The organism is Bradyrhizobium sp. LeoB3 (genome assembly GCF_055456055.1).
In genome coordinates this window covers 1-25,980 of the sequence record NZ_JBVBEF010000008.1, presented here as the reverse complement: position 1 = coordinate 25,980, position 25,980 = coordinate 1, and the positions used below count along the sequence as shown (strand labels likewise).

The window sequence follows — 25,980 nt, the reverse complement described above, 5'->3', positions numbered from 1 at the left end:
GGATGTGGGAATTGACGAAATCGTTCCGCTTCGAGGCGGCGCACGCGCTCACCGGAACGACCCTTGGCGCGAGCAGCCAGGAGATCCATGGCCATTCGTTTCGTGCGGAAGTGACGGTGCGCGGGACACCTGACCCAGCGACCGGGATGGTGCTTGACCTCGGCCTCCTCGAACGCCGCATCGCCGAGGTGCAGAAGACGCTCGACCACAAGTTCCTCAACAAGATCGAGGCGCTTGGACTGCCCACCCTTGAAAACCTGTCGCGATTCATCTTCGAACGGGTGCAGCATGCGGGCAAGGTCACCCGCGTCAGCGTGCACCGCGACAGTTGCAACGAGAGCTGCACCTATTTCGGACCGGAAGCTTGAGCATGGACAAATCCGCCATCGAACAGCGCAAGGCGCGCGCGAAAACCTGGTTTGAAATACTGCGCGACGATATCTGCGCGGCCTTTGAGCGGCTGGAGGATGACGCGCCTGCTTGGCTCTATCCAGGCGAAGCCGGGCGCTTCGTGCGCACGCCGTGGGAACGCACCGACCACACCGGCAAGCCCGGCGGCGGCGGTGTGATGGCGATGATGCGTGGGCGCTTGTTCGAGAAGGTCGGCGTGCACTGTTCGACCGTGCATGGCGAGTTCGCTCCCGAATTCCGCGCCCAGATTCCGGGCGCGGCGGATGATCCGCGCTTCTGGGCCTCGGGCATCTCGCTGATCGCGCATCTGCACAATCCGAACGTGCCGGCGGTGCATATGAACACCCGCTTCGTCGTCACCACCAAGGCGTGGTTCGGCGGCGGCGCCGACCTCACGCCGGTGCTGGACCGGCGGCGCACGCAGGACGATCCGGATGCGCTCGCCTTCCATGCCGCGATGCAGTCGGCCTGCGATGCGCATGCGCGGATCGCGCCGTATGAAAAATACAAGAAATGGTGCGACGACTATTTCTACCTGCCGCACCGCAAGGAGGCGCGCGGCATCGGCGGCATCTTCTACGATTGGCACGATAGCGGCGACTGGGACGCCGACCTCGCCTTCACCCAGGATGTCGGTCGCGCGTTCCTGAAGATCTATCCCGAACTGGTCCGGAGCAATTTTGCGACGGCATGGACCGCCGACGATCGCGAGGAGCAACTGGTCCGGCGCGGCCGCTATGTCGAGTTCAATCTGCTCTACGACCGCGGCACGATTTTCGGCCTGAAGACCGGCGGCAATGTCGACTCGATCCTGTCGTCGATGCCGCCGCATGCGAAATGGCCGTGAGATCGCCATGGTGACCAAACTCCCTCGCGCCATGCTGATCGACATGGACGACACCATCCTGTCGGCCTATGCCCGGCCCGAGATCGCCTGGAACACGATCGCGGCCGAATTCGCCGATGAGTTGGCGCCGCTGGATCCGTCGGTCGTTGCCGCCGCGATCCTCGCTTTCGCCCGGAAATTCTGGTCCACGGCGGAGCCGATCTGGCGCCTGAAACTTGAGGAAGCGCGCCGCGAAACGGTCAGGGGCGGCTTCGCCACGCTTCGTGCAAGCGGCCACCCGCCCCTTTCAGACGACCTCGCGGTCCGGATCGCCGACCGCTTCACGACGTTTCGCGAGGAAAGCATCTTTGTCTTTCCCGGCGCGCACGACGCCATAGACGGGCTGCGGTCGCTCGGCATCAAGCTCGCGCTTGTCACCAACGGCGCTGCGCTGATGCAACGCGCCAAGATCGAGCGCTTCGCACTGACGCACCGCTTCGATCACATCCAGATCGAAGGCGAGCACGGCTTCGGCAAGCCGGAAGAGCGCGCTTATCTGCACGCCATGGATGCGCTCGGCGTCAGCGCAGCGGACACCTGGATGATCGGCGACAATCTGGAATGGGAGGTCGTCGCACCGCAACGGCTCGGCATTTACGCGATCTGGATCGACGTGCACGGGGATGGTCTTCCCACGGGATCGACCGTCAGGCCGAATCGCATCATCCGCTCCCTGACGGAACTGCTTCCCGGCGCAGACCGGTAACGGCGCCCGCGCTTCGCCGCGCAGATCAATCCCCGTCAAAATCCTGTGGGGACGTTCCTTCGTGATCGGACTGTCATGACAGCTCTGTAACGTGCCGGCGCGTCGATCAACGCGAAGGATGGGTGGACCATGGAACTGAAACCAGGCGATGTGGTGATGCTGAAATCGGGCGGGCACCCGATTACGGTGGCGGAAGTGAACGAGGACTCTGTCGAGTGTGTTTGGATGGGTATCGACGGCGATCTGTTTCGGGAAACGCTTCCCGTTGCCGTCCTCGAAGCCGCCAATCCCGATGACGAGGAAGAGGACGACGACGAGGAAGACGACGACGACGACGACGAGGAAGAAGACGAGGACGAAGACGACCGCAAGGGCAAGGTCGCGTAAGTCCCTTCCTGCGATGCGGCCCGGTTCACAAGACCTGGCGGCGTCGGCGAGAAATCTCGTAGCCCGGGTGGAGCGCAGCGCAACCCGGGACAGCTCAATCGATGTTGACGAGCGCTCCCGGGTTACGCTGCGCTTCACCCGGGCTACAGCACTATCTCAGCGCCGATGAGATCATCACGATACCGCCCGTGATCACGGCGATATCCAGGATTGCGGTGTGGACGTGCACGGGCATGCGCTCGACGAACGCTTTCGCCAGGAATGCGCCGGGGATCGCGACCACACCGATCAGGATCGCAAAGGCGAGCACCTGCGCAGTAACCACGCCGGCAAGCCCGAACACCGAAATCTTCACGATGCTGGTCGCCAGCGAGATCACCGCATCGGTTGCGATGACAGCGGCACCGTCGAGGCCGGCCGCCATCAGCAGCGACAGCAGGATCACACCCGAGCCCGCCGTGCCGCCGACCACGACACCGTAACCAACCGCGCCCGCGGCAAGGCCAGTGTCGCCGATCCTGACATCATGGCGCTTGAGCAGCCGCCGCAGCGGCACGCTCAGGATCAGCATGCTGCCGATCACGATCGAAGCACCGGCACCGGAGAGCCGTGTGTAGCCGTAGGCACCGAGCGCGGTCGTCAGGATCGCAGCCGCGATCACGATCAGCGCGCGGCGGCGGTCGGCATAGCTGACATAGGCGACGAAGCGGCTCAGATTGGTGAAGATCGAGGAGATCGCGATGATCGGCACCACCGGCTCGGCACCGACCAGCGGCACCAGCACCAACGGCATCAGGGCGCCGGTGCCATAGCCCGCGAGCCCTCCGACGGCCGAAGCGAGCAACGCGACACCGGCGACCAGCAGAAGTCGGAGCACGGAGATATCGGAAAGGCTGGCGAGGATGTTCACAATCGGTGGTCGTGGGTGAAGCGGGCGACGGTCTCATCGGCGATTGCCGAGAGCGCCGTCTGGTCAAGAGGAAACTCCGCGGCGAGCCACGCCTGCTCGGCTTGTGCCAGCACATGGCCGAGCGCAGGCCCCTCGGCAATCCCGCGCGAAATGAAATCGGCCGCCTTCAGCGGAAATTTCGGCGCCTGCCAGCGCTGCGGCAGGCGCGCCAGTTCGCGCCAACGAGCAATGTCGCGGCCATCGCTCATCCGCGCCCAGGCCAGCATCATCCGGTCGAGATAGGCCGCCCCACCGAGACGGTAGAGCCAGCGGCGTGCCGCCGCCTCGTCGATGCCGGCGAGCTGCCACCAGCGATCCGCCATCGCTTCCAGCGCCTTCGCCTCGGCATTGGTGAGCCGCAGCTTGGAGGCAACGCGCCTTGCGTCCTCGGTGATGGCAAGCGCCAGCGCACCGAGCCGGCGCACCGCGCTCGCCTCGAGCCCGAGCTCGCGCTCGGCCGCGATCATGACTGCGAACGGCCCGGTATAGCCGACGCTGCCAAGGATCATCTGCAGCAGGCCGCCATCGGCCATCGCGGTGACCGCGGTCACCGCGCCGTCGGCGACCACGAGCTTGAGCACTTCCATGCGCACGCGCTCCGCCGAAAGCTGCGCCAGGCCGGCACGGCCGGCGATGCAGGCAAGATAGCCGGCGCGATCGGGATCGCCGGCGCCGTAGGCCGCATGCATGCGAAAGAAGCGCAGGATGCGCAAGTAGTCCTCGGCGATGCGCTGAGCGGGATCGCCGATGAAGCGCACGCGGCGAGCGGCGATATCATCGAGCCCGCCGACATGGTCGTGCACCACGCCGGCCGCATCGACCGAAAGGCCGTTGATGGTGAAGTCGCGCCGCTCGGCATCGCGCGCCCAGTCGCGGCCGAATGCGACCTTGGCCTTGCGGCCATAGGTTTCGGTATCCTCGCGCAGGGTCGTGACCTCGAACGGATGCTTGTCGACGACCAGCGTCACCGTGCCATGCTCGATGCCGGTCGGCACGCTCTTGATTCCTGCGGCCTTGGCGCGGCGCATCACCTCCTCAGGGACTGCCGTGGTCGCGAGATCGATGTCGCCGATCGGCCTGTGCAGCAGCGCGTTGCGCACCGCGCCGCCGACCACACGCGCTTCCTCACCGTCGGCGTTGAGCAGCGCGAGCACGCGTGCCGTGGGTCCCGATCTCAGCCAAGGCGCCTGCTCCAGCGCGCGTGCATGCGTCATTTCTCAACTCCGGGCACGAGCCTGCCATTCTCGATATGAGCGGGGACATAGGTCGAATTCGGCGGCGCACCGGAGAAATGGGCGAGCAGCACGAAACTGACCACGACCAGCAGCAGCGCACCCAGCACCAGCTTCGCAATCAAAGGCAAAGGCCAGGAAGATTTCGCCAAGACGCCGGAGCGCGTTGCAATGAGGAACACGGCATAGACTGCAAAAGGGATGAGGAAGATTCCGATCTCGGTCAATACCGGACGGATCATGGCAGGTAGATCCGTTCGTACAATACGCGCAGGATCCCGGCGGTCGCGCCCCAGATGTAACGTTCGGCAAAGGGCATCGCATAATAGGAGCGCTCGATGCCGCGGAATTCCTTGCTGTGGCGCTGATGGTTCGCCGGGTTCATCAGGAACGAAAGCGGGACCTCGAACGCGTCGACGACTTCACCCTCGTTGATCTTGAGCCTGAAGCCGGGCTTCACCCGCGCCACCGTCGGCAGGATACGAAAACCAAATGCCGTGCCGTAGAGATCGAGATAGCCGAGCGGCTCGATGAAGTCGCGCGTGAGCCCGACTTCCTCATTGGCCTCGCGCAGCGCGGCATCGAGCGGAGAGGCATCCGTCGCGTCGATCTTGCCGCCGGGGAATGAGATCTGGCCGGCATGGCTGCTCAAATGCTCCGAGCGCTGCGTCAGCAGCACCGTCGGCTCATCGCGGTCGACCACCGGGATCAGCACCGCGGCCGGCCGCACCGGCTGTTCGTGCGCGACGATCTCGAGCATGCGGTCATTGCCGGAGTCGCCGGTCCTTGGAATGATGTTCGGATCGACCAGGCCGGGCGGGACGTCGAAATTCAGCCGCGCATGGCTGCGCGCGAAAAACTCCGCCGAGCTGATCGCCGCCGGCTCCGTCTTCAGCATCGGCTCGTTCAAAGCGCGTCCCTCACCTCTTTCGCATCCGCCATCGCGAAGAATGCGCCGCCGGACTCGATTCCGAACATCGGACGACCATCGACCATCCGCTCTTCCCCCATGTCAACCAGATCGTAGTAGAGCGGACGGGTGACCTTGGCCCAGAGATCGGCGCGGACATGCAGATAGGGCATGAGCCCGCCGTCATTGCCCGGCTCGAAACGAAGGCCGTGCGCGGCGTCGCAATCGACCCAGTCGTCGACATTGGTGCGGAACCTGAGCAGCCGCCCGCGCGCGTCCCCATCCTTTTGCATCTCGACCGCAAGGAAGGGCGCATCGTCGACGCGGATGCCGACCTTCTCCACCGGCGTCACCAGGAAATGCTTGCCGTCTTCGCGTTTCAGGATGGTGGAGAACAGCCGCACCAGCGCCGGCCGGCCGATCGGTGTTCCCATATAGTACCATGTGCCGTCGGCGCCGATTCGTATATCGAGATCGCCGCAGAACGGCGGATTCCATAAATGCACGGGTGGAAGGCCCTTGCCGCCGGCCGGATTTGTTTTTGCGGCATTGGTGGCCGCGACGGTCAATCCTTCGAGGCCCTGACGGCTTGTTTGCCCTTCGTTCGCCATGGTTTGCCTTAAGGTTGAGAGCTTCAATCTGGCACGATTGGTGCACGTTTCTTACGTACATCTTTCAGATGTGCGTAGGTATGCCGTTCTCGCCACATCGTGATGGCGTTCATACCCTGAAAAGCCGCTAAGGTGGGGATAGTTTAATTCAACGAATACATGGCCTTCGCTTATGCTTAGCTTGGGGCCCATGGCGTGACGATGTGAAGGTTGCGCCGTCGATAGGAGCACGGAATGGCTGGTGCAGACAGTGTCGAAAAACTGGAAGACGTGATCGTCCGCTCGGCCGAGCAGGTTGCCGGCCAGATCCGTACGGCGAAAGAGGCGATTTCCACGGTTATTTTCGGCCAGGACCGGGTGATCGAGAATACCTTGGTGACGATCCTTTCCGGCGGGCATGCGCTGCTGATCGGGGTTCCCGGCCTTGCCAAGACCAAGCTCGTGGAGACGCTCGGCATCACGCTCGGCCTCGACACCAAGCGCATCCAGTTCACCCCGGACCTGATGCCGTCGGATATCCTCGGCGCGGAGGTGCTAGACGAGAGCAACACGGGCAAGCGCTCGTTCCGCTTTATCGCAGGTCCGGTATTCGCGCAGCTTCTGATGGCGGATGAGATCAACCGCGCCAGCCCGCGCACCCAATCGGCGCTGCTGCAAGCCATGCAGGAGCAGCACATCACGGTTGCGGGCGCCCGCCATGACCTTCCCAAGCCATTCCATGTGCTGGCGACGCAGAACCCGCTGGAACAGGAAGGCACCTATCCGCTGCCCGAGGCGCAGCTCGACCGTTTCCTGATGGAGATCGATGTCGACTACCCCGACCGTGAGGCCGAACGTCGCATCCTGTTCGAAACCACCGGCGCGGAAGAAACGCTGGCGAAGGCTGCGATGAACGCGGAACTGCTGCTCAGCGCGCAACGACTGGTGCGAAGGCTGCCGGTCGGCGATTCCGTCGTCGACGCCATCCTGTCGCTGGTGCGCGCCGCGCGGCCCAATCCGGAAGGCGAGAAGCTGATCGCCTGGGGACCGGGCCCGCGCGCCAGCCAGGCCTTGATGCTCGCCGTCCGCGCCCGCGCCCTGCTCGACGGGCGGCTCGCGCCCTCGATCGACGACGTGCTCGATCTCGCCGAACCCGTGCTCAAGCACCGCATGGCGCTGACGTTCACTGCGCGCGCCGAAGGCCGCACCATTCCTGACGTGATCAAGCAATTGAAGACGCGGATCGCTTGATGGCCGCGGAGAACAAGCGCCTGGACGAGGAGATCCTCGCAGTCCGACGTGCCGATGGCGAAAGCCGATCGCTCGCCGCGTCGCTGCCGCGCCTGGTGCTCGAGGCCCGCCGCATTGCCAACAACGTCATCCATGGCTTGCACGGCCGCCGCCGCGCAGGCGCCGGCGAGAGCTTCTGGCAATATCGCCGCTTCGTCTCCGGCGAGCCGTCGCAGAATGTCGACTGGCGGCGCTCGGCGCGCGACGATCATCTCTACGTCCGCGAGCAGGAGTGGGAGGCGGCGCACACTGTCTGGATCTGGCCCGACCGCTCGCCGTCGATGGCGTTCGCGTCCAAGCAGGCGCGCGATTCCAAGCTCGAGCGCGGCCTGATCGTCGCCTTTGCGCTGGCCGAGTTATTGGTCGCCGGCGGCGAACGCGTCGGCATTCCCGGCCTGATGAACCCGACCGCGAGCCGCACGGTCATCGACAAGATGGCGCAGGCGATGCTGCATGACGATGCGACCCGCGCCAGCCTGCCGCCGTCCTTCGTGCCGTCGGCGCTTTCCGAGATCGTGGTGCTGTCGGACTTCTGGTCGCCCATTTCGGAAATCCGAACCACGCTCGCCGGGCTGTCGGCCTCGGGCGCGCACGGCACGGTGATCCAGGTCGTCGATCCCGCCGAGGAAACATTTCCCTATTCCGGCCGCATCGAATTCGTCGAACCGGAAGCGGGCACTGCGATTACCGCGGGCCGCGCCGAGAGCTGGGCCAGCGACTATGTCGCGCGCGTCGCGCTGCATCGTGACGAGATCCGCGCCGAGACCAACCGGCTCGACTGGCTGTTCTCGACCCACACCACCAGCCGCTCCGCGGCGGAGCTGCTATTGTTCCTGCATAACGGCATGACGGTGAGCAAGGCCAGTGTTCGGTCCACCGTCAAAGTGGGGCTCGGCGCATGATCGCAGGCCTGCCGCTGTCCTTTGCCGAACCGATGCTGCTGCTCGGCCTTCTGAGCCTGCCGGCCCTTTGGTGGCTGCTCCGCGTGATGCCGCCACGGCCGCGGCGTATCGAATTTCCGCCGACCAGATTGCTGTTCGACATCCAGCCCAGGGAAGAAACACCCTCGCGCACGCCATGGTGGCTGACGCTGCTGCGCCTCCTCGCCGCTGCGCTCGTCATCTTCGCCGCGGCCGGGCCGATCTGGAATCCGCAGACCGGGCTTGCATCCTCCAAGGCGCCGCTCGTGATCCTGCTCGACGACGGCTGGAGCTCGGCCTCGAGCTGGGACGCCCGGATCAGGGCCGCCGACGAACTGATCGCCAGTGCGGACAATGACCGCCGCGGCGTAGCGCTGGTGCCGCTGTCGGAGCCCGCGCGCGACATCACGCTGATGCCGGCCGGCACCGCGCGCGTCGCGCTGCGGCAGCTCGCGCCAAAGCCCTATTCGATCGACCGCGTCGACACGCTGCCGGTCATCGATCGGTTCCTGAAAGCCACCGGCGATGCCGAGATCGCCTGGCTGTCCGACGGCGTCGACACCGGGCGCGGCACAGAATTCACCGAAGGGCTCGGCAAGCTGGTCGAAAACCGCACGCTGACGATCTACGAGGGCGGTGCGCCGTCCGCGCAGGCGCTCGTTGCCGCCGAGAACGCCGCGGCCAAGATGACCGTGAAGGTCCTGCGCACCGAGACCGGCATCACTTCCGGGACGGTTCGCGCGCTGGATGCCAAGGGCTCGCCGATCGGCGAGGCGCGCTACGCCTTCGCCCCGCAGGATCGCGAGACCGAGGCATCGTTCGATCTCCCGGTCGAACTGCGCAACGACATCGCCCGGCTGGAGATATCAGGCGAGCGCTCCGCCGGCGCGGTGCAGCTCCTCGACAAGAGGTGGCGGCGCCGTGCGGTCGGCGTCGTCTCCGGCGCGACCAACGACACCGCGCAGCCGCTGCTCGCCTCAACCTTCTACCTTTCCCGCGCATTGTCGCCATTCGCCGATGTGCGTCTTGGCGACCGCGGCGCGCCTCAGCAGGCGATCGCCCAATTCCTCGACCAGCGGCTGCCGATGATCGTGATGGCCGATGTCGGCACGCTGTCGCCGGATATCCGCGAGCGGCTGAATGCCTGGATCGACCAGGGCGGCGTGCTGGTGCGTTTCGCCGGCCCACGGCTGGCGCAAGCCGATGACGATCTGGTGCCGGTGAAGCTGCGCCGCGGTGGCCGCGTCCTCGGCGGCAGCCTGACCTGGGAGAAGCCGCAGCATCTGGCGTCGTTCACAGCCGAGGGCCCGTTCGCCGGTCTTCCAGTGCCGAAGGACGTTACCGTGAGCCGGCAGGTGCTGGCCGAGCCGGATGCCGTGCTCGCCACTAAGAGCTGGGCGTCGCTGGAAGACGGCACGCCGCTCGTCACCGGCGAGCATCGCGGCAAGGGCGTGGTCAGCCTATTCCACGTCGGCGCGGACTCACGCTGGTCGGACCTGCCGATGTCCGGCACTTTCGTCGAGATGCTGCGGCGGCTGGTCGACATGTCCGGCTACACCTCGACGCCTGGTGCTGGAGTGGCCGGCGAAGCCAAGGCCGAGACCGTGGCCCCGCTCCGCACGCTGGATGGCTTTGGCGCGTTCGGTCCGCCGCCGTCGACCGCCAAACCAATGCTGGCCGACTATCGCGACCGCGCGACACCGGATCACCCGCCCGGCCTCTACGGCCCGGCTGACGCCCCGATCGCCGTCAACACGCTGGCGACCGCCGACCGCATCGCCCCGCTCGACACGTCTGCCCTGCGTGCACGGCGGGCGAGCTACACCAATGCCGAGCCACGCGACCTCCGCGGCATCCTGCTGTCATCGGCGCTCGGCCTGTTCCTGCTCGATGCCATCGTGGTGGCCATGCTCGGCGCCGGCCTTGCCGCGCTGTGGCGGCGGCGCGCGGCACCTGCGGCGCTGGCGCTCGCCTTCCTGCTGGCATCGATGGCGCCGTCCGCCACGCGCGCCGAGAACAGCGACGACTTCGCCATGAAGGCGGTTTCGCAGACGCGGCTCGCTTATGTCGTCACCGGCAATGCCGACGTCGACTCCATCGTGAAAGCCGGCATGTCCGGGCTGACACTGTTCCTGGCGCAACGCACCGCGCTGGAAGCCGGCGATCCCGTCGGCGTCGACCCCGCGCGCGACGAACTCGCCTTCTTCCCGCTGATCTACTGGCCGATCGTGCCCGGCGCGCCAAAGCCTCCGCAGGACGCGATCAACAAGATCGACGCCTATATGAAGCAGGGCGGCACCGTGCTGTTCGACACCCGCGACGCCGTCGAGGCGCCGCCCGGCGACAATGGCAGCTCGCAGACGCCGGGCATGCAGGCGCTGCGCGAGATTCTGTCCTCGCTCGACGTGCCCGAGCTCGAGCCGGTGCCGCGTGAGCACGTGCTGACCAAGACGTTCTACCTGTTGCGCGACTTCCCCGGGCGCTTCACTTCGGGCCAGACCTGGGTCGAGACGCTCCCGCGCGAGGACGATGACGAAGCCGCGCAGCGGCCCGCGCGCGGCGGCGACGGCGTCTCGCCGATCATCATCACCTCCAACGATCTCGCCGGCGCCTGGGCGATCCGGCCCGACGGCCAGGCGATGTTGCCGCTCACCCCCGGCGAGCCGCGCCAGCGCGAATTCGCCTTCCGCGCCGGCGTGAACATCGTGATGTATACGCTGACCGGCAACTACAAGGCCGACCAGGTGCACGCGCCGGCCCTGATCGAGCGGCTGGGACAATGATACGCTGGGACATTCACCACGCACACGCCGTCATGGCCGGGCTTGTCCCGGCCATCCACGCCTCGCCGCTCGGCACGAAGAACGTGGATGCCCGGGACAAGCCCGGGCATGACGATGCGGATAGGTTCGCATTATGAATTACGGCATTGCCTTCACGCCGCTGGTGCCCTCGCTCGTGCTGTGGATCGGCCTTGCGGCGATCGTCGTCATAGCGGCGCTTCTCCTGCTGTCACGCACGCGCGGCGCATGGATACGCGTCGCGGCGCTGGCGCTCATTTTGCTCGCGCTTGCCAACCCCTCCTTCACCCGCGAGGACCGTGAACCCTTATCCTCGGTCGCCGCCGTCGTGATCGACAAGAGCCCGAGCCAGAATTTCGGCACGCGCAACCAGGAGACCGCGAAGGCGCAGGAGGCCTTGGTCGACAGCCTGAAGAAGATCAAGGGCCTGGAAGTGCGCGTCGTCGACGCCGGCCAGGCCGACGGCGAGACCGACGGCACCAAGCTGTTCGGCGCATTGTCCTCCGCATTGTCGGACGTTCCGGTCGACCGTGTCGCCGGTGCCTTCCTGATCACCGACGGCCGTGTGCACGACATCCCGGCCAATGCCGCCGGCCTCGGCTTCCAGGCGCCGGTGCACGCGCTGATCACCGGCCGCAAGGACGAGCGTGATCGACGGATTGCAATTTCGGCCGCGCCGCGCTTCGGCATCGTCGGCCAGACCCAGACCATCACCTACCGGCTCGACGACCAGGGCGTGACCGGCCAGAGCGCCAGGATCACCGTGCGCCGCGACGGCGAGGTGATCAACGAGCGTACGCTGCAGAGCGGCCAGACCGCCAATGTCGACATCGACATCAAGCATGCCGGACCCAATATCGTCGAGATCGAGGCATCTCCGCTCGACAATGAACTGACGCTGGTCAACAACCGCGCGGTGGTTGCGATTGACGGCGTGCGCGACAAGCTGCGTGTGCTGCTCGTCTCGGGTGAGCCGCATTCCGGCGAGCGCACTTGGCGTAACCTGCTGAAGTCCGACGCCAGCGTCGACCTCGTGCATTTCACCATTTTGCGTCCGCCGGAAAAGCAGGACGGCACGCCGATCAATGAATTGTCGCTAATCGCGTTTCCGACCCGCGAGCTGTTCCAGCAGAAGATCAACGAGTTCCAGCTCATCATCTTCGACCGCTATGCCCGCCAGGGCGTGCTGCCGATCGCCTATTTCGACAATATCGCGCGCTACGTCCGCGCGGGGGGCGCGGTGCTGGTCTCCGCCGGTCCGGACTATGCATCCACCACCAGCATCTGGCGTACGCCGCTCGACTCGGTACTCCCGGCCGAACCCGTCGGCGTCACCGAGAAGCCGTTCTATGCACATCTCTCCGACGCCGGAAAGCGCCACCCGGTGACGCGCGGGCTGGAAGGCTCGAACAGCGAGCCGCCGCATTGGAGCCGCTTCTTCCGTACCGTCGACACGCGCAACGCCATCGGCCAGCCTGTGATGACCGGCGCCGACGGCAAGCCTCTGCTGCTGCTGTCGCGCTTCGGCGAGGGCCGCGTTGCGCTACTGCTCTCCGACCACATCTGGCTGTGGGCGCGCGGCTATGAGGGCGGCGGTCCGCATCTCGACCTGCTCAGGCGGATGTCGCACTGGCTGATGAAGCAGCCCGATCTGGACGAGGAAGCGTTGCGGCTGCAGCTCCAGGGCCGCGATCTCTCCGTGGTGCGCCAGACCATGGGCGACAGCGTCCCGCCTGTCACCGTGACCTCGCCAAGCGGCGCCACGCGCGAGATGACGCTGACCCAGGGCGAGCCGGGCGAATGGAAGGCGACGCTGCCCGCCAACGAGCTCGGCCTGTGGCAGGCGACCGACGGCACGCTGAAGGCGCTGGTCAATGTCGGTCCGACCAACCCGAAGGAATTCTCGGAAGTGACCTCCACGACCGAGATGCTGAAGCCGCTGGCGCAGGCAACAGGCGGCGACGCCCGCCGCGTGGTCGACGGCACCAGCCTCGACATGCCCCGCATCGTGCCGGTCCGTGCGTCGAGCGTGTTCCGCGGCGAGGGCTGGATGGGCGTCAGGATGCGCGACGCCAGCGTCGTCAAGGGCGTCGGCGTGCTGCCGATGTTCGCAGGGCTGATCGGCCTGTTGCTGCTGCTCGGTGCTTTCGCCGCCACCTGGCTCCGCGAGGGACGGTAGGCGAAATCGGCCACGGTCTCCCTTCATCCCGAGGAGCCGCGAAGCGGCGTCTCGAGGGATGGGCTCCGAGTGAGATCAGGGCCTCATGTTCGAGACGGCGCTATGCGCCTCCTCACCATGAGGGTCTATCATCCGCGCCGTTGCAACAATCACACAGCCTCAACTGATCGCGCGACGCTCGCCCGAGCCGCGGTTGACACCGCCATCTCCTTCCGATGTTATAATGTAACATCGGGCCGGTCAGGGTAGGCCGTCCCCGGGGTGGGCATAGATTCGTGAAGTGGATTCGAAAACACGTCAAACTTGGCGCGCGGCTGGCGCTGTTCGCGCTCGCCGTCCAGTTTGTGCTGTCGTTCGGCCACTTCCATCCGGCGCAGGCCGCTCCCGCGCTCCAGACCGCGACATCGCAGACCGACTTCCTTCGTGCCGCGGACCTCGTGGTCACGGATGCGGCGAGCCTGTCCGCGCCCCAGCAACAATCTCCGCGCCAGGATAACCATCAGCAGCCCGCCGACGGCTGCGCCATCTGCGCCGTCATCACGATGGCGCACGGCATGCTGTTCGCAACGCCTCCGGTGCTGTTGCTGCCGCAGGCGATCGAACTTCTCCAGCTCACCACCGAAGCCGGCTTCGCCTATCTCGGCACCGCCCGTCGAGCGTTCCAGTCGCGCGCGCCACCCCTCTCCTGATCGATTGACCGAACCGCCTTCGCACGCCCGCTGCTCAAGCGAGATGCGAAGCACATCGCAATCGGGTCCGTCGGCGCGGCCGACGACATCAGGATCAGGAAAATGGGATTCAAGAAAAAACGAGCTTTCCACATCGGTGGAGCAAGCTGGCTGGTACTATGCGCGCTCGGCAGCGGCGCGATCGCTCAGGATGCACCCGCAGCGGCGCCGGCAACGCAACTGCCTGACATCAACGTAACGGCACCAAGTCCGATCGTGCGGCGCCACCGGGCCGTTGCTCCGGCGCGCGCCCCCGTTCGCGCCGCGCGCAGCACGCCCGGCCGCAATCGCGAGCGCGTAGCCCAACAACCGCAGCCCGCGCCGGCCGCGCCGCCAGCGCCACAGCAAGGGGTGCTGCAGGTCGTGACTGATCAGTTCGCAACGGTCACCGTGGTGCCGAACGAGGAAATTCGCCGCGAGGGCACCGCACAGCTCGGTGACCTCCTGTTTTCCAAACCGGGCATCACCGGCTCAACCTTTGCGCCGGGCGCTTCGAGCCGGCCCATTATCCGAGGTCTCGACGTCAATCGCGTTGGAATCATCGAGAACGGCAATAACGCCGGCGGCGCCTCGGATCTCGGTGAGGATCATTACGTGCCGGTTGATCCGCTCGCCACCAACCAGGTCGAGGTCATTCGTGGTCCGGCGGCGATGCGTTACGGCTCGACTTCGATCGGAGGCATCGTCAGCGCGACCAACAACCGCATTCCGGACGCCCTTCCCTCATGCGCCGCCCCGCCGTTCCAAACCTACGGCCTGCCGGCGAAAGCGCCGCTGGCCGGCGCGCCTTCGTCACCTTGCGTGAACGTCGAGACGCGAACAGCGGTTAACTCCGCCGACCGTGGCGTCGACGGCGGCATCCTGCTCGATACCGGCGCAGGCAATTTCGCGTTTCACGCCGACGCCTTTGGTCGCAAGGCCGGCGATTACGACATCCCGAGCTATCCCTACTTGTTCGACCACTCGAGACCGGTGAACTACCGCCAGCCGAATTCGGCCATGCAGGCGGATGGTGCCTCGATCGGCGGCTCGTATATCTTCAATGGCGGCTTCATCGGCGCCGCAATCACCCAAAACGATACACTTTATCACATCCCTGGTATCGACGGCGCCGACCATCAGACCCGGATCGACGCACATCAGACCAAGATCACCATGAAAGGCGAATACCGGCCGGATGCCGCGGCCATCGACGCAATCCGTCTCTGGGCCGGCGCGACCGACTACAGACACAACGAGCTTGGGCTGGCGGATCCAGCCAATCCCTTCAGCGACGGCGTACGTCAGACCTTCACCAACAAGGAGCAGGAGGCCCGCGTCGAGGTTCAGTTGATGCCGTTCAACGCGCGCTTTGCCGAGGTGACCACCGCGTTCGGCCTGCAGGGTGGCCACCAGGAATTGACCGCTCCGAGCCCGGACGATCCCGGTTCGCTATTCAACGGCCTGTGGAATCCGAACAACAACAACCGTATCGCCGGCTACGTCTTCAACGAGTTCAAATTCTCCGAGACCACCAAGGCGCAGATCGCCGGCCGTATCGAGCATGTCGAGTTGCACGGCTCGACACCGAATTTCCCACCCGACTTCCTGCCTGACGGCAATCCGCAGTTCAACATCGCCCGCAATCCGTCCTTTACGCCGAAAAGCGGCAGCATCGGGTTGATCCAGAACCTGCCCTACGATCTCGTCGGCAGCATCACCGCACAATATGTCGAGCGCGCGCCAAAGCCCGCGGAACTGTTTTCGCGCGGCCCGCATGACGCTACCGCCACCTTCGATATCGGCAATCCCAACCTGACGATCGAGACCGCGAAATCGGTCGAGATCGGCCTGCGCAAGGCGACCGGACCGTTCCGCTTCGAGGCAACCGCCTACTACACCCATTTCGACAATTTCATCTTTCGCCGGCTCACCGGCGTGATGTGTGACGGGGACTTCAATTCCTGCGGCGCGCCCGACGGTGAATTGAACCAGGCGGTCTATTCCCAGCGCAACGCCACCTTCCGCGGCGGCGAGTTCCAGAGCCAGCTCGATATCGGGCCGCTCTATAGCGGCATCTGGGGCATCGAGAACCAGTTCGACATCGTCCGCGCCACATTCAGCGACGGCACCAACGTGCCACGCATTCCGCCGATGCGCCTCGGTGGCGGCGTCTATTGGCGCGACGACAACTGGTTCATGCGCGTCAACCTGCTGCACGCGTTTGCACAGAACGACGTCGCTCCGATCGCGGAGACGCCGACGGCGGGCTACAACCTATTAAAGGCGGAGGTCAGCTACAACACCAAGCTCGACCAGTCCTGGATCGGCGCACGCGAGATGACGGTCGGCCTCGTCGGCAACAACCTGCTCAACGAGAACATCCGCAACTCCGTCTCCTATACCAAGGACCAGGTGCTGCTGCCCGGCATTGGCGTCAGGGCCTTTGCGAACCTGAAGTTCTGAGCCGGTTCCTGCTCCCTCTTTCGCTTGCTGCGGAAGAGGGAGAGCACGGTGACTTCCTCTACCGTGCCTTGCTCCAATCGGGGCCGATCGGACCGGAGACGTCGGCGAAGGCGCCCTCCACCAGTTCGGCCACCAGCAGGCGATTGTAGTCAACCGGGCCGGGCATGGTCGCCCTGCCCTTCGGGACCACCTTGAAGCCGACGCGGCTGTAGTAAGGCTCGTCGCCGACCAGGATCACGAGGCGGTGCCCTTTGGCCTTGGCATCGGAGAGCGCGCGGTCGAGCAGCGCGCGGCCGACGCCGCGGTCACGAAAAGGCGGCTCCACGGTCAATGGGCCCAGCATCAACGCCGGCGTGTCGCCGATCATGACGGGCAGTTGCCTGACCGAACCGACCAGGAGCGTGCCGATGCGCGCGGTAAAGGACAGATCGAGCAGATGGTCGACATGTTCGCGCAGCCGATAGGCGCTAAGCACGAAACGGCCGGGCCCGAACGTGCGTTCGTGCAGGCGCTCGATCGCCTGGGCGTCGTTCGGCGTTTCCGGCAGGATGGTCAGCGACAAATCACTCATGGTGATGCGCGGGATAGCACCTGGATCGGGCGCGGTCCATCGCCCGCGTCATTTCTTGTTAATAGCCGGCTGGGACAGGTACGCGAGCAGCTTCATCTCGCGGCGGCCGCGGGTCACCGTGTCAAGCACCAGCCCTGATGAGACCGACAGCATCGCCACGATCATGAGGCCGGTCGACAGCACCGCCGTCGGCAGCCGTGGCACGATGCCCTCTTCGATGAAGGTGATGACGATCGGGATCGCCAGCACGATCGAGATCAGCGCGAGGACCACGCCGATGCCGGTGAAAAACCGCAGCGGCTTCTCTGAACGGTAAAGCCTCAGGATGGTTCCGAGAATCCGAAACCCGTCGCGCCAGGTGTTCAGCTTGCTGACCGATCCCTCCGGGCGAGCATAATAGGGCGTCTCGATCTCGCCGACCGGCAATGCCAATTCCAGAGCATGGACGCTGAGCTCGGTCTCGATCTCGAAGCCGTCCGACAGCACCGGAAAGGATTTGACGAAGCGGCGCGAGAACACCCGATAGCCGGACAGGATGTCGCGGAATGCGTGGCCAAACACGGCGGACAGGAAGCCGGTCAGCATCCGGTTGCCGGTGCGGTGGCCTCTTCTGTAGGCGGCCGCGGATTGATCGATCCGGACGCCGACCACCATGTCGAGATGATCGTTCACCAGCATCTCGATCATGCGCGAGGCGCTCGGCGCGTCATAGGTCGCATCGCCATCGACCAGAACATAGATGTCCGCGTCAATGTCGGCAAACATCCGCCGCACCACATGCCCCTTGCCTTGGCGCCGCTCGCTGCGGACCTCTGCACCCGAGGCACGCCCGATCTCGGCGGTACGGTCGCGCGAGTTGTTGTCATAGACGAAGATCTGCGCCTCCGGCAGTGCCTTGCGGAAATCGGAAACCACAGTGCCGATCGCCGCTTCCTCGTTGAAACACGGCACAAGCACCGCGACGCGCAATGCGGACGCCGCCATCGCCACCGTCGCTGACCGAGCCATGACGTCCTCGCTCACCATCAGGCACTCGCTTTTTGCGGCATGCCAAAATCATCCGCGAGCTTCGGCGCCCAATGATCCAGGGTAGCGAACAACAACGTCCACAATGACAGCATGACAATCGGGATCACGTAATAGGGCGTGAAGACGGGATGGCTCATGAAGAAGATCAGATTGATGACGAGGTTAAGCGCGACGACGGCGACAATCTGTCGTGTCGCCACGCGTCCCCCTGACCGCCACAGCGCCACCACCCAGGCGATCGCAATCAGCAGCAGCGGGAATTGCGCATCCCGCACATATTGCAGCAGGACGGACGCATCCAATGCCGGCGGCACCGCGTCGACACCGCCATAGGTGGTCGAGAACGGGCTTCCCGCATTGATCGCATTCGCGATCAGTGTCGGTGCCATGCCGATCAGGAACGCGACGCCGAACGAAAGACCTTGCCAAAAGGTGTTCATGTTCCGTGCGCGCAGGAAGGCGATAAGGAAGAACACCGCATAGCCTGCCGACAGAAACAGATTCGGCAGACGGAAATTGACGGAAAGGCCGATCAACAAGCCGACCGACGCGGCAAGCAGGATGCGACGTGCGCCGCTACTCGCAAACAGCCGCGCGGTCAGGAATCCGGTCAGCGCACAGACGATCATGGTTGGCGCCACGGAATAGCTTGCCTTGGTCGGGTTGATCATCAAATAGAGCGCCACGATACCGAACAGGCCGGCGAGCACGACAGCGGAACGCGTGGCAGCGCGGGCCAGGGCAAGCAGCGCGACGGCGAAAATCGCGATCGACGCGGCGGCATAGAGCGGAGTCACCTGGAAGCCCGACGGAAACAGCGCGAGCACAAAGCCGGTGCCCGGCGGATATTGCAGCACGACCTTGTTCAACGCCGCCGTCAAGGTGTGGCACGGCCAGCGCGCGGGATCGCCCGGATCCGGGAAGTGGATCTCCTGGAGTTTACGCAGCGTGTAGCCGTCGTCATCCCTGACGACGTTCGTGTCCAGGCCGCTGGCGCCGAACCGCTGGAACAGATGCGCCTGGCGGAGGTAGCAGATGTCATCGTAGACGCCGCGGCTTTCGTTCCATTTCGAGATTGTCCAGACGTTGCTGATCAGGATCAGCAGCAACACGACGCCGAAGGCGGTTTTCAATTGTTTCATCCGGCCCCTGTCGCGGCGTTCCATCTTCAAGGTTGGGTCTTCTAGCACAAGCCGTCGCTAGCGCCATGTGGCGATCGGCGCCCCGCCATCGAGCACTTCGGCGATCCGCAGGCGGGTACCGGGCGTGGTGTCGGCGGGCAATGCCGCCGGATCGAAGAAACCGGTGTCCACGATCTCATGGTTCGGCTCCGGCAGGCGGTCCTGGCGGTACTGCCTGATGACATAGACCGCGACATGGTCGCGGCGGGAGACGTGGCTGTTGAGGAAGACACCGTGCAGCACCGGGGCGCCCGCAAGCTCGATGCGCCCCTCCTCCTCGAGCTCACGCCGCAGCGCTTCCATTAGCGTCTCGCCGACCTCGACGCCTCCGCCCGGCAGATACCAGCCGCTGACATAGCTGTGCTTGACCAGGAACACCTTGTTCTCGTGGTTAAGCACGACCGCACGCACGCCGAGCGTCATGCCGCGTGCCAGCCGAAAATAGAGATGGAACACCCGCCTGAGCTGCGGCTCGTAGCGCTTGCGCAAATCCATCAGGAACGTCACGAAAACCTCGACTGGAACGACAACGACGTTTGATCCTTGCGCGGAAGCCGCCCGCTTGCCAATAGAATGCGGACCATCAGGGAATAACCATGCCGCGGCTGTATATCACGGACAGGCCAACAGGGACGGAATGATGGCGGCGTTTCGGTTGGCGCATCTGTCCGATCCGCATCTGCCGCCGCTGCCGGTGGCGCGGCTGCGCGACCTCGCAGGCAAGCGCGCCTTCGGCTATCTGAACTGGACCCGCAACCGGCACAAATACCATCGGCGCGAGGTGCTGGATGCGCTGGTGGCGGATCTGCAGGGGCAACATCCGGATCACATTGCGATTACCGGCGATCTCGTCAATCTGGCGCTGGAGACCGAGTTCAAGCCGGCACGCGCCTGGCTCGAGAGCGTCGGCCCGCCGGATCGCGTGACCGTCGTTCCCGGCAATCACGACGCCTATGTGCGGGCAACGCGGCATCGCTTCGCCACGACCTTCGCCGACTATCTGCGCGGCGATGGCGCAGACGGCGCCGCGCTGTTTCCGTTCCTGCGCCGGCGCGGTCCGGTGGCCCTGATCGGGACATCCTCCGCGGTGCCGACGCCGCCCTTGATGGCGACCGGATGGCTCGGCCACGCGCAGCTCGCGGCGCTCGAGCGGATGCTGGCGGAGTTGTCGACCGAAGGTGCCTTCCGCGTGCTGCTGGTTCATCATCCCCTGCATTCGGATGCGCGCGTCAAGCGGCTCACCGACTCGCACAAGCTGCTCGATCTCATCAAGCGATACGGCGTGGAATTGATCCTGCACGGCCATGACCACATCCATTCCACGATGTGGTTCGACGGCCCCAGCGGCAAGATCCCGGCGATCGGCGTGCCCTCGGCTTCGGCGCTGCCGCGCCATCACTATCCGGCGGCGGCGTATAATCTGTTTTCGATCGAGCGCGACGGCAATGCCTGGCGCTGCGAGCAAGTGGTGCGCGGGATCGGCGACGACCTGCGCGTCGGGCGTCTGAGCGACACGCGGCTGGTGTGACGCTGCTAGAGATTGCCCAGGCTCGCGAACAGGGCGAGGCCGAACAGCGCGAGCGCGCCGAGGATGAAGCCGAGCAGGAACATCCCGAACCCGCGGCGGCGCCGCGGCTTCTCGGCGGGCACGGGCTCCGCCACCTTCGCCGTCGCCACCATCGCATGCTCGCGCTCGATCATGCGGCGGGAAACATAGTCGGTGACGGCATCGACGATGACAGGCACATCATGCGATTCGGCGAGCACGATGCGGCCGAAGCGGGTGTCCTGCACGAAGCGGTAGACCCGCTTGTCGCGCCCCATCACGACATGGGCAACGACATCGATCCACAGCCGCGGCGTCTCGCCCTGGCTGATGCCGCGGTCGAACAGATCGACCTTTTCCGGCACCTGCGCAAACAAGGGATCAAGCGCCTCGTTCAAGATTTCCAGCCGCGCGACCTCGGCATCGCGCAGCTCGACGACGACGCCGGTGCGGTCCGCAGCCTCGATCCGCGCCTTGCGCAAGGCTTCGCGCAGCGTCGGCCGCATCTCGCTCGCGGCATTGCCGGTATTCTGGGCGTCCGACATCCCTTGCGGCCTCGTCCTGACGGGTTTTACGCCTATTAACCTATCAGTAACCGTTACGTCCGCAAAGGCCGTTGGTTCCCAAGGGTTTATCGCGCGACTTATCCCCAAGGGGCCTCAAAGGGGGGTCCCGAAATCAGACAGCCCCACCCGGAAATCCGAATGGGGCCGTCCGTCCTTGGACGTCTTCTTCTACGCTTGACCGTCGGCAGCCTCAGGCCGGGACGCGGGAGGGCTCCTCCACGATGGAGAAGCGTACGCCGGCCTTGTGGCGGTTCTCTTCCGACACTTCGCGCCAGCAGTCCTCCGCTTCCTTGCGGGTTTTGAACGGACCTTTGACCTGGGCCGAGCCTTCGACGAGCTTGTGGAAGTTCATCGAGCCGAACTCGCCGCCGATCACCCAGAAATTGCTGCCTGTGGTCATGATAATCTCCTGATCAATCCAACCGTTAGCCGAACTGGTTCATCGTGTTGTGGACGCCGCCCGCCTTCAGAGCGGCCTCGCCGGCGAAATATTCCTTGTGATCGTCGCCGATATCCGAGCCGGCCATGTTCTGATGCTTGACGCAGGCGATACCCTGACGGATCTCCTGGCGCTGAACATTCTTCACGTACCCAAGCATGCCCTGCTCGCCGAAATACTCCCTTGCGAGATTGTCAGTCGACAGAGCTGCCGTGTGATAGGTCGGCAACGTGATCAGATGATGGAAGATGCCGGCACGCTTGGCTGAATCGGCCTGGAAGGTGCGGATGCGCTCGTCGGCTTCGATTGCCAGCGGCGTGTCGTCGTATTCCGCCTTCATCAGCTCGGCACGGTTGTACTTGCTGACGTCCTTGCCGGCTTCCTTCATCGCGTCGTAGACCTGCCAACGGAAGTTCAGCGTCCAGTTGAAGGACGGCGAGTTGTTGTAGGCCAGCTTCGCGTTCGGAACGACCTTGCGGATCCGATCGACCATCTTGGCGATCTGCTCGATATGCGGCTTCTCGGTCTCGATCCACAGCAGATCGGCGCCGTTCTGCAACGAGGTGATGCAGTCCAGCACGCAGCGGTCTTCGCCGGTGCCGGGGCGGAACTGATAGAGATTGCTGGGCAGCCGCTTCGGACGCATCATCTTGCCGTTCTGGTTGATGATGACATCGCCGTTCCGAGCGTTGGAGGCCGTCACTTCCTCGCAATCCAGGAAGCTGTTGTACTGGTCGCCGATGTCGCCGGGCTTGTGGCTCACGGCGATCTGTTGCGTGAGGCCGGCGCCGAGCGAGTCGGTGCGGGTCACGACGACGCCGTCTTCGACGCCGAGCTCAAGGAACGCGTGACGGCAGGCGCGAATCTTCGCCAGGAAGACCTCATGCGGCACGGTGACCTTGCCGTCCTGGTGGCCGCACTGCTTCTCGTCCGAGACCTGGTTTTCGATCTGCAGGGCGCAGGCGCCCGCTTCAATCATCTTCTTGGCGAGCAGATAGGTCGCTTCCGCGTTGCCGAAGCCGGCATCGATGTCGGCGATGACAGGCACGACGTGGGTCTGGAAGTTGTCGATCTTTTCGATCAGCGCCTTTTCCTTGGCCTTGTCGCCTTCCTTGCGGGCAGCGTCGAGCGCGCGGAAGATATCGTTCAGCTCGCGCGAGTCCGCTTGACGCAGGAAGGTATAGAGCTCCTCGATCAGGGCTGGCACCGAGGTCTTCTCGTGCATCGACTGGTCGGGCAGCGGTCCGAACTCGGAGCGGAGCGCGGCGATCATCCAGCCGGATAGGTACAGATAACGGCGATCGGTCGTGCCGAAATGCTTCTTCACCGAAATCAGCTTCTGCTGGGCGATGAAGCCGTGCCAGCAACCCAGCGACTGAGTGTACTTGGTGGGGTCGCTGTCATAGGCGGCCATGTCGGCGCGCATCAGCGCCGCGGTGTAGCGGGCGATATCGAGGCCGGTCTTGAAGCGGTTCTGCAGCCGCATGCGCGCCACGGCCTCGGCGGTCACACCGTTCCACGTGTCCTTGGTCTTGAGGAGTGCTTCGGCGGCTTCAATCTCGCTCAGATAGGAAGCCGGTCCCTGGATAGCCCGGTCGCTGATCCCACGTGGCTGGTAGTTCATGTCCGTGATCCTTGTCTTTGCCGTTCGTACTTCGATCGACATTCGTGACAGTGCATTGCGAAATGCGTGTCAGGAGCTAAACGCGAAGCGGTTGAATTAGTACAGATACCTTGCATTCGAATGGTGATGTCATGTAACATCTGTTCTTGTGTGAGATGTCATTTTGTAAATTTTGTAATAAATAGGTCAGGAACACTGCCATGCCTGCCGAGTCCGGAAAAAAGCTGTTTGTCGGCCCACGCTTCCGCCGGATCCGGCAGCAATTGGGGCTGTCGCAGACCCAGATCGCCGAGGGGCTCGGCATTTCCCCGAGCTACGTCAACCTGATCGAGCGCAACCAGCGCCCGGTCACGGCCCAGATCCTGCTCCGCCTGGCGGAGACCTACGACCTCGACCTGCGGGACCTTGCGACCGCCGACGAGGATCGCTTCTTCGCCGAGCTCAACGAGATCTTCTCCGATCCGCTGTTCCGCCAGATCGATATTCCCAAGCAGGAACTGCGCGACCTCGCCGAGCTCTGCCCGGGCGTGACGCACGCGCTGCAGCGGCTCTACGCCGCCTATACCGAGGCGCGCCGCGGCGAGACTTTGGTTGCCGCCCAGATGGCCGACCGCAACGAGGGCGCCCGCTTCGAGGCCAATCCGATCGAGCGCGTGCGCGATCTGATCGAGGCCAACCGCAACTATTTCCCCGAACTCGAGACCGCGGCGGAGAATTTGCGCGACGAACTGAACGTGGCTGCCGACGGGCTGTTCGCCGCGCTCTCGGCGCGGCTGCGCGAAAAGCATTCGATCGTGACCCGGATCATGCCTGTTGACGTGATGCGCGAGACGCTGCGGCGCTTCGACCGCCATCGCCGGCAGCTCCTGATCTCCGAGCTGGTCGATACGCCGAGCCGCACCTTCCAGCTCGCGCTGCAGATCGGGCTCGCCGAATGCGGAGCAAGCATCGATTCCATCGCCGGTCGCGGCGGGCCGCTCGACGATGCGGCGCGGCGGCTCTACCGCATCACGCTCGCGAACTATTTCGCCGCCGCCGTGATGATGCCCTACCAGCCCTTCCTGAGCGCCGCCGAGGCGCTGAGCTACGACGTGCATGTGCTGGCGCAGCGCTTCAACGCCGGCTTCGAGCAGATCTGCCATCGCCTCACCACGCTGCAGCGGCCGAACGCGCGCGGCGTCCCGTTCTTCATGCTGCGCGTCGACAATGCCGGCAACGTGTCCAAGCGCTTCTCCTCCGGCACGTTTCCGTTCTCGAAATTCGGCGGCACCTGCCCGCTGTGGAACGTGCATTCGACTTTCGACACCCCGGACCGCCTGCTCAAGCAGGTGATCGAGCTGCCCGACGGCACGCGCTATTTCTCGATCGCGCAGATGGTGCGCCGGCCGATCGCCCCGCACCCGCTGCCGCAGCCGCGCTTTGCAATCAGCCTTGGCTGCGAGATCCGCCACGCCTCGCGCCTCGTCTACGCCGCCGGCATGGACCTCGAGAAGGCCGAGGGCACGCCGATCGGCGTCAACTGCCGCCTGTGCGAGCGCGAGAACTGCGCCCAGCGCGCCGAGCCGCCGATCACGCGCACGCTGATCCTGGACGAGAACACGCGGCGGGTCAGTTCGTTTGCGTTTTCGAATGCGCGGGAGTTGTAACGAGTGCGCCGTGTTCGCTCCTCATCCCGAGGAGCGGCGTCTTCGCCGCGTCTCGAAGGATGAGGCCCCGCCGGTGGCCTCGCCCTTCGAGACGCCTGCTTCGCAGGCTCCTCAGGGTGAGGAGATAGAGACGAGCGCGCCTTTGTCTACCTTCGCGTTCTCCGCACTCAATCCACCGCTGCAAAGACCTTGCACCAGCCGTCGCGGCTGATGTCGCCGGCCACAACCTTACAGGATTTCGGTGCGTCGAAGAATGTGCACATGCCGCAGCTATAGATGCCGTTCGGCGTGTCCTGATAGCCCGCCTGCTGCAGCGTCATCTTTTCCGCCGCATTCGCCGGTGACCTGCGCATCAGCAAGGCGGCCGGCGCGGCGCCGAGAAGTGTGCGGATGAGTTTTCGCCGCAACTGATCCATGCTGATCGCCCTTCGATCGTCCTGTGATTGCCTGCGATCATAGTAAAGAGAACACGGCCCCAACGTGGCGAACCAGCATGCATTTGTGGTTGGCATGTAGGATGGGTAGAGCGAAGCGAAACCCATCGCGATGGAGCAAGCGGGACGATGATGGGTTTCGCCTCGCTCTACCCATCCTACGACTATCGCAGCCCGGGACGACGGACGGAGAGTTCTGATTCAAGAGTTCTGATTCAAATGTCAAACAGCTCTCCGCTGTCATCGTCCGGATTGACCGAACGATCCAGTATTCCAGTGGCCGCTGAGATTAGTTGAGACGCCGCCGGATACTGGATGCCCCGCCTTCGGGGGCATGACGGTGGAGTGTGGCGTGAGGATATAAGTCCGCGTTCTCGCGGCGCGATGCGCCCGAGGTTTGCGTGACCGTTACCCTCCTCGATAGCAGAGGGCACAGGGAAAGCCGGGTGCCGGTTGCACCCATGGGTCCCGTGCAACAAAAAGCACGGGGGTAGGACCACAGGTTCAACC

The 25,980-nt window shown here is 64.7% G+C and carries 25 protein-coding genes; 12 read left to right on the top strand and 13 right to left on the bottom strand.

Going from position 1 to position 25,980, the window contains the following annotated elements; translation table 11 throughout:
• Positions 1–2 precede the first annotated feature (2 nt).
• The 4 genes from ACZXDY_RS08855 (at position 3) to ACZXDY_RS08840 (ending at position 2,390) form a co-directional block, all read left to right on the top strand.
• The gene (locus ACZXDY_RS08855; RefSeq protein WP_028167457.1) at positions 3–368 is read left to right on the top strand and encodes a 6-pyruvoyl trahydropterin synthase family protein; all 366 of its coding nucleotides are present in this window, start codon (positions 3–5) and stop codon (positions 366–368) included.
• Positions 369–370: 2 nt separating this feature from the next.
• Entirely contained in the window at positions 371–1,258 is an 888-nt protein-coding gene (hemF, locus tag ACZXDY_RS08850) for an oxygen-dependent coproporphyrinogen oxidase (RefSeq protein WP_028167458.1), read from the top strand.
• A 7-nt stretch (positions 1,259–1,265) separates the two neighbouring features.
• Positions 1,266–2,003: an HAD family hydrolase gene (locus ACZXDY_RS08845; RefSeq protein WP_464345213.1), complete on the top strand. Its 738-nt coding sequence runs from the start codon at positions 1,266–1,268 to the stop codon at positions 2,001–2,003.
• Between the two features lie 129 nt (positions 2,004–2,132).
• Positions 2,133–2,390, top strand: a complete 258-nt coding sequence (locus ACZXDY_RS08840; protein ID WP_464345212.1) for a YodC family protein — start codon at positions 2,133–2,135, stop codon at positions 2,388–2,390.
• A gap of 151 nt (positions 2,391–2,541) precedes the next feature.
• Here ACZXDY_RS08840 and ACZXDY_RS08835 read toward each other — a convergent pair whose 3' ends face one another.
• The 5 genes from ACZXDY_RS08835 to ACZXDY_RS08815 are packed head-to-tail and all read right to left on the bottom strand — an operon-like array spanning position 2,542 to position 6,092.
• Positions 2,542–3,300 carry a TSUP family transporter gene (locus ACZXDY_RS08835; protein ID WP_464345211.1) on the bottom strand — a complete coding sequence of 253 codons (759 nt, stop codon included), beginning with the start codon at positions 3,298–3,300 and terminating at the stop codon, positions 2,542–2,544.
• A complete protein-coding gene (locus ACZXDY_RS08830) occupies positions 3,297–4,553 on the bottom strand; it encodes a CCA tRNA nucleotidyltransferase (protein WP_464345210.1) in 1,257 nt (418 codons plus the stop codon). The genes ACZXDY_RS08835 and ACZXDY_RS08830 overlap by 4 nt, the downstream gene beginning before the upstream one ends.
• Positions 4,550–4,813, bottom strand: a complete 264-nt coding sequence (locus tag ACZXDY_RS08825; RefSeq protein ID WP_456646215.1) for a DUF6111 family protein — start codon at positions 4,811–4,813, stop codon at positions 4,550–4,552. Before ACZXDY_RS08825 ends, ACZXDY_RS08830 begins: the two co-directional genes overlap by 4 nt.
• Complete coding sequence (locus tag ACZXDY_RS08820) at positions 4,810–5,469, bottom strand: CoA pyrophosphatase (protein ID WP_409334758.1); 660 nt, start codon at positions 5,467–5,469, stop codon at positions 4,810–4,812. Before ACZXDY_RS08820 ends, ACZXDY_RS08825 begins: the two co-directional genes overlap by 4 nt.
• Before the next feature lie 8 nt (positions 5,470–5,477).
• Positions 5,478–6,092 carry a DUF1285 domain-containing protein gene (locus ACZXDY_RS08815; protein WP_464345209.1) on the bottom strand — a complete coding sequence of 205 codons (615 nt, stop codon included), beginning with the start codon at positions 6,090–6,092 and terminating at the stop codon, positions 5,478–5,480.
• Positions 6,093–6,326: 234 nt separating this feature from the next.
• Between ACZXDY_RS08815 and ACZXDY_RS08810 the strand changes: the two genes are divergently transcribed.
• The 6 genes from ACZXDY_RS08810 to ACZXDY_RS08785 all read left to right on the top strand — a co-directional run bounded on the left by ACZXDY_RS08810 (position 6,327) and on the right by ACZXDY_RS08785 (position 16,434).
• Positions 6,327–7,322, top strand: coding sequence for an AAA family ATPase (locus ACZXDY_RS08810; protein WP_028167466.1), 996 nt, complete (start codon positions 6,327–6,329; stop codon positions 7,320–7,322).
• Positions 7,322–8,263 carry a DUF58 domain-containing protein gene (locus tag ACZXDY_RS08805; RefSeq protein ID WP_464345208.1) on the top strand — a complete coding sequence of 314 codons (942 nt, stop codon included), beginning with the start codon at positions 7,322–7,324 and terminating at the stop codon, positions 8,261–8,263. Before ACZXDY_RS08810 ends, ACZXDY_RS08805 begins: the two co-directional genes overlap by 1 nt.
• The gene (locus ACZXDY_RS08800; protein WP_464345207.1) at positions 8,260–11,064 is read left to right on the top strand and encodes a DUF4159 domain-containing protein; all 2,805 of its coding nucleotides are present in this window, start codon (positions 8,260–8,262) and stop codon (positions 11,062–11,064) included. Before ACZXDY_RS08805 ends, ACZXDY_RS08800 begins: the two co-directional genes overlap by 4 nt.
• A gap of 133 nt (positions 11,065–11,197) precedes the next feature.
• Positions 11,198–13,261 carry a hypothetical protein gene (locus ACZXDY_RS08795; protein WP_464345206.1) on the top strand — a complete coding sequence of 688 codons (2,064 nt, stop codon included), beginning with the start codon at positions 11,198–11,200 and terminating at the stop codon, positions 13,259–13,261.
• A gap of 275 nt (positions 13,262–13,536) precedes the next feature.
• Entirely contained in the window at positions 13,537–13,950 is a 414-nt protein-coding gene (locus ACZXDY_RS08790; protein ID WP_464345205.1) for a DUF2946 family protein, read from the top strand.
• 102 nt (positions 13,951–14,052) lie between these two features.
• A complete protein-coding gene (locus ACZXDY_RS08785; protein ID WP_028167471.1) occupies positions 14,053–16,434 on the top strand; it encodes a TonB-dependent receptor in 2,382 nt (793 codons plus the stop codon).
• 58 nt (positions 16,435–16,492) lie between these two features.
• Here ACZXDY_RS08785 and ACZXDY_RS08780 read toward each other — a convergent pair whose 3' ends face one another.
• From ACZXDY_RS08780 to ACZXDY_RS08765, 4 genes are read right to left on the bottom strand one after another with little or no spacing between them, the layout of a single operon-like run.
• The gene (locus tag ACZXDY_RS08780; protein WP_028167472.1) at positions 16,493–17,005 is read right to left on the bottom strand and encodes a GNAT family N-acetyltransferase; all 513 of its coding nucleotides are present in this window, start codon (positions 17,003–17,005) and stop codon (positions 16,493–16,495) included.
• 48 nt (positions 17,006–17,053) lie between these two features.
• Entirely contained in the window at positions 17,054–18,013 is a 960-nt protein-coding gene (locus ACZXDY_RS08775; protein WP_464345204.1) for a glycosyltransferase family 2 protein, read from the bottom strand.
• 17 nt (positions 18,014–18,030) lie between these two features.
• Positions 18,031–19,176, bottom strand: a complete 1,146-nt coding sequence (locus tag ACZXDY_RS08770) for a hypothetical protein (protein ID WP_464345203.1) — start codon at positions 19,174–19,176, stop codon at positions 18,031–18,033.
• Between the two features lie 57 nt (positions 19,177–19,233).
• Positions 19,234–19,710, bottom strand: a complete 477-nt coding sequence (locus ACZXDY_RS08765) for an NUDIX domain-containing protein (RefSeq protein ID WP_464345277.1) — start codon at positions 19,708–19,710, stop codon at positions 19,234–19,236.
• A 145-nt stretch (positions 19,711–19,855) separates the two neighbouring features.
• On the opposite strand from ACZXDY_RS08765, the gene ACZXDY_RS08760 reads away from it, so the two are divergent.
• Complete coding sequence (locus tag ACZXDY_RS08760; protein ID WP_208821660.1) at positions 19,856–20,743, top strand: metallophosphoesterase family protein; 888 nt, start codon at positions 19,856–19,858, stop codon at positions 20,741–20,743.
• Between the two features lie 5 nt (positions 20,744–20,748).
• Here the strand turns inward: ACZXDY_RS08760 and ACZXDY_RS08755 are convergent, their stop codons facing one another.
• The 3 genes from ACZXDY_RS08755 to ACZXDY_RS08745 all read right to left on the bottom strand — a co-directional run bounded on the left by ACZXDY_RS08755 (position 20,749) and on the right by ACZXDY_RS08745 (position 23,390).
• A complete protein-coding gene (locus tag ACZXDY_RS08755; protein ID WP_464345202.1) occupies positions 20,749–21,306 on the bottom strand; it encodes a hypothetical protein in 558 nt (185 codons plus the stop codon).
• Between the two features lie 211 nt (positions 21,307–21,517).
• Entirely contained in the window at positions 21,518–21,727 is a 210-nt protein-coding gene (locus ACZXDY_RS08750) for a DUF4170 domain-containing protein (RefSeq protein ID WP_028167478.1), read from the bottom strand.
• A gap of 25 nt (positions 21,728–21,752) precedes the next feature.
• The gene (locus ACZXDY_RS08745; protein WP_464345201.1) at positions 21,753–23,390 is read right to left on the bottom strand and encodes an isocitrate lyase; all 1,638 of its coding nucleotides are present in this window, start codon (positions 23,388–23,390) and stop codon (positions 21,753–21,755) included.
• A 200-nt stretch (positions 23,391–23,590) separates the two neighbouring features.
• Here ACZXDY_RS08745 and ACZXDY_RS08740 point away from each other — a divergent pair, with 200 nt between their 5' ends.
• Positions 23,591–25,036 carry a helix-turn-helix domain-containing protein gene (locus ACZXDY_RS08740; RefSeq protein ID WP_464345200.1) on the top strand — a complete coding sequence of 482 codons (1,446 nt, stop codon included), beginning with the start codon at positions 23,591–23,593 and terminating at the stop codon, positions 25,034–25,036.
• Between the two features lie 167 nt (positions 25,037–25,203).
• Here the strand turns inward: ACZXDY_RS08740 and ACZXDY_RS08735 are convergent, their stop codons facing one another.
• Positions 25,204–25,452, bottom strand: a complete 249-nt coding sequence (locus ACZXDY_RS08735; protein ID WP_464345199.1) for a high-potential iron-sulfur protein — start codon at positions 25,450–25,452, stop codon at positions 25,204–25,206.
• Positions 25,453–25,980: the final 528 nt, after the last annotated feature.